The 5,251-nt window shown below is 57.7% G+C and carries 7 protein-coding genes; 5 read left to right on the top strand and 2 right to left on the bottom strand.

The features are described 5' to 3' along the window. Positions 1-353 (bottom strand): BRO-N domain-containing protein (locus tag ACP5E6_RS15915; protein WP_427955708.1); only part of this gene is annotated, 353 nt, incomplete at its 3' end. Between the two features lie 891 nt (positions 354-1,244). Here ACP5E6_RS15915 and ACP5E6_RS15910 point away from each other — a divergent pair. The 5 genes from ACP5E6_RS15910 to ACP5E6_RS15890 all read left to right on the top strand — a co-directional run bounded on the left by ACP5E6_RS15910 (position 1,245) and on the right by ACP5E6_RS15890 (position 4,686). Next, positions 1,245-1,652, top strand: a complete 408-nt coding sequence (locus ACP5E6_RS15910) for a hypothetical protein (RefSeq protein ID WP_427955706.1) — start codon at positions 1,245-1,247, stop codon at positions 1,650-1,652. Positions 1,653-1,749: 97 nt separating this feature from the next. Then, positions 1,750-2,595, top strand: coding sequence for a hypothetical protein (locus tag ACP5E6_RS15905; RefSeq protein ID WP_427955704.1), 846 nt, complete (start codon positions 1,750-1,752; stop codon positions 2,593-2,595). Further along, positions 2,592-3,329: a hypothetical protein gene (locus tag ACP5E6_RS15900; RefSeq protein ID WP_427955701.1), complete on the top strand. Its 738-nt coding sequence runs from the start codon at positions 2,592-2,594 to the stop codon at positions 3,327-3,329. The genes ACP5E6_RS15905 and ACP5E6_RS15900 overlap by 4 nt, the downstream gene beginning before the upstream one ends. A gap of 64 nt (positions 3,330-3,393) precedes the next feature. Then, positions 3,394-3,882: a hypothetical protein gene (locus ACP5E6_RS15895; RefSeq protein ID WP_427955699.1), complete on the top strand. Its 489-nt coding sequence runs from the start codon at positions 3,394-3,396 to the stop codon at positions 3,880-3,882. 276 nt (positions 3,883-4,158) lie between these two features. After that, on the top strand, positions 4,159-4,686 hold the full coding sequence (locus tag ACP5E6_RS15890; RefSeq protein ID WP_427955697.1) for a transglycosylase SLT domain-containing protein: 528 nt from the start codon (positions 4,159-4,161) through the stop codon (positions 4,684-4,686). A gap of 248 nt (positions 4,687-4,934) precedes the next feature. Here ACP5E6_RS15890 and ACP5E6_RS15885 read toward each other — a convergent pair. Beyond that, the coding region (locus tag ACP5E6_RS15885; protein ID WP_427955696.1) for a DUF4326 domain-containing protein at positions 4,935-5,251 on the bottom strand (317 nt) is incomplete at its 5' end.

Genomic DNA, 5,251 nt, shown 5'->3' with positions numbered 1-5,251 from the left:
CGCCCCGTCCGGGCGATCTCGGGAATGACTGTCTCGGTGATCCAGCGCCGGAATTTTTGGGCACCGGGCTTCCGGCTCTTGAAGATGGCATGATAGCAGCCGCTTTCCGAGACAGTGAGCAGTTCTTGGGGACCACCAAGGGTCCTCACAGTATGAGTACCCTTTTCATCATCGTCGATCACCCGAGTGAGTCGGTCGGCTTGGGAGTATCCGAGGACAACAGCGAGGTCGTCAGCGATCAACCAGATCTTCTCCCCGTCATCGAAAGCGCGGATCTTATGGTTCTCATAAATGAAGTCCACCGGCTCGAGGGCCGGTTCGGGTGCCCCTGATTGGGCTTTATCCCTTCGCATTGTACGCTCCTATGCGTTGAAATCATTCACTTTCCGCTGTTTCACCGACCCACTGCGGATCGGCATTCTGGCGGAAAACCCGTGCGGGTCGGGACGGAGCGTGCAGAGCGCTATTGCAAGTCCATATCGCAAAATCGACCTTGGACGGGCAAAATCGATCACAAACGCGCGATGGAATCGGAGGTGAGGGGGGTTACTGGCGTGGCGATCTCCCGGCCCGGAAGCCCCCTCTAAAAGCTCACGTTGCCGCGAGATGTGATCGATCGGTTTTACTGATCACTTCGCGCCCGGCGAGGGTGCATTGGTGTATGAGGAAAAAAGGGATGGGCCTAGCAACACTAAGAAAAGGGGAGAATCATGGGAGAACAAAGGAGTATCAGGGTTGAAAGCCTTAGCTAGTCTATGCTAGCCTGAACAAGGCTAAGATCGAGGAACATTCCGCTTCTATCCGGAAATATAGTCAATGGATCAGAGAACCAGCAAAGCTAGAAGTGCTAATAATACAGTCGTTCGCAGTGCCGCATTGTCTGCCGAACATCTCCGCAGCCAGATATCAGCGCTCTCGGATTTTCGCACGTTTCTGACCGACAATCATGATCTAATCGTAGAGGCATCTGGCGGATATAAAATAGACTGGACTGCTTTCATGAATATTCCGGAAATATGTGAGCGCGAGTTCAGAACTAAAAACGGTGGTATAATTACTCCTGCTGCGGCATCGCGGGTCTGGTACAAAGTCAGGCGCGATGTCGCGAGCCGAAGGCGAGCAAAGAAACCGGGGGCGTAGTGACAGAAAGATCGATCAATCGTTCATCAAGCATCGTTGCCAAGCGGCTGACTCTGGGAGCGCTCCAGTCTATCACAAGGGTGTCAGAGTTTCGGAAATTTCTGATGGTCAATCGGGACGCGATTCAGGCGGCTTCTGGTGGGTTTCGGATCAGCTGGCAGCGCTTTCTGGAGCTGCCGGAGGTCAAAGCGCTTAATTTCCGGGATGCGACAGGGAAGCCAATTTCTCCGGGCTTGGCTGCGGCGATCTGGCATGAAGTCCGTGCCAAGGCAGATGTGGCGAGCGAGGTCTCTGAAGCCATCGAGGTGAGTGTTCCCGCGCGCGAAGTGCGTCCAAGTCAAGTGAGCGTGGCGTCTGGCGGACAGACCGGGGTTTTAGGCCCGGTGGCTGCGCAAAGAATGAAGGCGGTGCTAACGGACCTCGTCAATGCGGATTATCGTAGTCGGGGTAAAACAACGGATGCCGCCCGCCGGATCGCAGCCAGGATATCACAAGAAAGTGAAGATAGTTAGTTTCTTTAGCTTCTGAAAACGCTTCGCACTGGCGATAGCGGTTGGTCTGATCTCCAAGCGACGCGATTAGCGCGTTGTAAAACAAGGAGATTGGATTATGGCTGGGCCAAAAAATGAGGCGATTTCCGTTGAAAAATCTTCAACGGTGAAATCGCGGCTTCCTGTCCTGATTGTCGCGGTTGGTCGCGGTCGGGTCGGGAAAACAACCTTTCTCAACATCGTGGGACAGCGGTTTCGAGAGCGTGGTGCGAGGCTCGAAATCTGGAACGTGGATCCTCATGGCGAGTCTGGCAGCATCGATGCGTTCTTTCCCGACGTCCGTCGTCCCGGCTATTCGGGAATCGATGATCGCCGGGGATGGCTGGAGCGTGCGATCGAAGAGCAGAGTGCGAGCCGTCACGATGTGCTGCTGGACGTCGGCGGTGGCGATCTCGTCCTCCAGACAATGCTGCATGATCTCGATCTGAGCACCATCGCCGAGACCATGGGTGTGAGGGTGGTGATCGCCCAACTGCTCGGTCCGATCGTCGCCGATATTGATCATTTCGATGCGTCGCTGCTGGGGAGCGGCGTGAACGGTAACGGCGGGAAGGTCGAGATGCTGTTCGTCATGAACGGGGGCCTGATTCGGGGCGACACCTCGCCGTTGAAAGCCTTCGAGCCGCTTTTCGCCTCGCCGCCGATCATTGAGGCGATGGCGAAGGGAGCAGCTGTTACGATGTTGCCCCAGTTGAGGTGTCTCGATGCCGTGCTGGAGCGCGGTCTGACGTTTCGTGACGCATCTGACCGAAAGACACCAGCTGGGGTCGCGCCGCTTTCGATCTTCGATGTATCACGAGTCTACAAGTGGTGGACCGAAGGCCTCGATACGATGTTTAGCCGGATTCCGGCTGACTGGCTTCCCTATGTTGAAACCGAGAGCGATATCGCGGAGGCATCATGAGCGGGATCGAGAAGGTGCCGGGGAGTCTGCCGGGAGGGCACCGTCGTGTCGATCTGCAAGGGCCGATCGAAGATTTGAAGCGATCTATCGCAGACATGGAGCGAATGGCGGGAGACTGGGGCTTCCGGGCTGATGAACCGGCCGGTTTGTTTGTCGAATCGCAGGCCCAAGTTCTGAGGTCGCTTGAATTGCTCTATCGGGCATTTGCGGAACGGGTGGCTGAGATCGAACTCGGTGGCCACACGGTGGTCCGCGAGATGCGCGAGGAGTCCGCGAAGATGTATGAGTCTATCCTCGTCTTTCGCCGGTTCATCGACACGCTTCACGGGGATTACGAGAACGGCAATCTGCTCGGCGCGGATCGGGCGGTGAACCAGGCTATTAGGACGCTCGTGTCGCAGCTAGCCGATGCGATACGAAAGATGACGCAACCGCCGCCCCGGCGCGAGTTCAAGATTAAGCGTTCGTGGGTGATTGCGGCGTCGGCGGTCGGGGGTCTCATTGCCCTGTATTTCGTGAGTGCGATCTTTTCGAGCCGGAATGCGAACGCGGCGCACATCCTCGACAACGGGATGGCGCGGTGCGTGCGTAATCAGGCGGTTGGGAAGAACAACCGGATTTATTGTCCGCTGCGTGATTTTTCTGATGGGCGGTGGCCGGTTTCGGTGGCACTCGTCCATCAAGTTGAAGCGAATATCAAGCAGAAACCGAAATACGGGGGGATGCGATATTAGGCTTTGCACTGGCGATAGCGTCTGAAAAAACAGGGTGGTCCAATCCAGCAAGGGAGTAAAAGTGATGGGCAGGCTAGGTTTCAGCGCCGCGATTGCGGCGATCATCGTGAGTGCCGGGTGCGCTTACGGTCAGGTTCCACCGCAGCCGGGGCAGGTGATGTCCCGGCGACAACTGGAGCAGCTGCAGAAAGAGTCGGATCAGCGGTTGCAAGCCGCCCCGCTCAACCTGTCGCATTCTGGGCCGATTGCGCAGATGCCAAACCCGAAGGTTTATCCGATTAAGGGGATATGGGTCTGCAAGGATATCAAGTCGTTCGATCCGATCTACGCTCGACCATCCACGAAATCGCGCGTCGTTGCGAGGTCTTCCGGGTGGGCAGCGGTGGGTGGTGCATACGTTAACGGCTTCGGCAAAGTACTCGTAAACAAGAACCTGATCGGCTATGTCCCGGTTAAGAACATTAAGCCGTTCTACGACAAGTTGGCTCCGTCGACTACTTGCCAAGTGCAGGGGGTCCAAGCGAATGGCGTTGTCGCGCTTTACATGAAGTGAGGACCCGTCATGAAAAGCCAATCGAGTAACTTGCGACTGCTATGCGGGGCTGGCTTTATATTGTGCGGATTGAGTGTTTTTCATTTGGCGTCCGCGCAGGGTGTGGCACCGATGCCGCAAGCCCCGGCTGAGGTTGTTCCGGTATTCCAGTTTCCGGGGATACCGGCCTTTTCGGCCCCTTCGAGTCCACCTTTGCCTACGGGGACCGGGAGTGGGACTGGGACTGGGACCGGTTCGGGACTCGGATCCGGGTCTGGTTCATCAAGTAGCGATGTGATGGCAGAGCTGATGGCGACACCTTACGGTCAGGCGGCGCTTGCGGCCGCGCAGGCGGAAGGGCTGAATCCGACGACCATGGCGGCAATCGCGGCGGTCGAGAGCCATTTCCAGAACATCGCTGACATCGGGGGCCAGACGTCTGCGTTTGGTCCATGGCAGGTTGAGAGTGGCACGTGGACGACGACTTGTCGGCAATACGGCCTGCCCTACACGCTGGCGGACATGTCGAATCCGCAGGATGAGGCTGTGGTGGCGGCGGATACGATGGTTTCGTATGCGAATAGTGTTGAGGCCGCTACAGGTTCACCGCCGACGATCGACCAAATGTATGGGGCCTATGTGTTCGGACCCGTGTATGGGGATAAGCTGGCGCAGGCGACAAATCTTGATCAATCCTTGGCCAGCGTCGTTCCGGCGGTTGATATCTCGAACAACAACTTGCAGGGCATGACGGTAGGTGATTTTTACACCGTGATGAACCAGCGGATGGGTGGCGTTGGCGGTCAACCCGTCTTCAACGGCTGAGCGTCATGATTGGCGGGTTGATCCGGACTCTCGTGGATCCAGCCTCACCGCGCCGCCAGGCGCGGGGGTGCCGGGGCATATCGGGCGAAGCCCGGTGGCCCCGCATCGCGCGCTTTTGCGCGCTGCTCACGGTAGGGTGGCGAGAAGATTGGCTTTACTGATGAACGGAGTCGGGCGGTGGAGAGGCCGCTCGTATCCCGTGTTGGTCTGCGTGAGAGCGGGGCGGCTGGTGCCGCCCCGTGGTGCTGTCAGTGGGCAACCCGCATTTGCTTCCACCATGCGATCCGGTCGTCTCGGCTGGCATTAGCCAGTTTCAAGAGGATGAGGCCATGGCAGGGGAGGGGTGAGCAGTGACATATGAGGTCACGGCTTTTGAGTTCGTCGATCTGGCGCAAGAGGTCATTTTGGCGGGAGAGCCAGTGCTCATGCTTGGCGATGACGTCCTCGCGGCTCCCATCGCGGCCGACGACAAAGGGGTTTCCCCATTTCGACCCGCGTCCGATGTAGACGGCATCGGCGGGGAGCTGGCGGGCGTAGGTCGTTCTGTTCAGAACGCGATGGGTGC

Source organism: Acidiphilium sp., assembly GCF_049977125.1.
GTDB lineage: Bacteria > Pseudomonadota > Alphaproteobacteria > Acetobacterales > Acetobacteraceae > Acidiphilium.
This window is presented reverse-complemented; position numbering and strand designations above follow the sequence as displayed.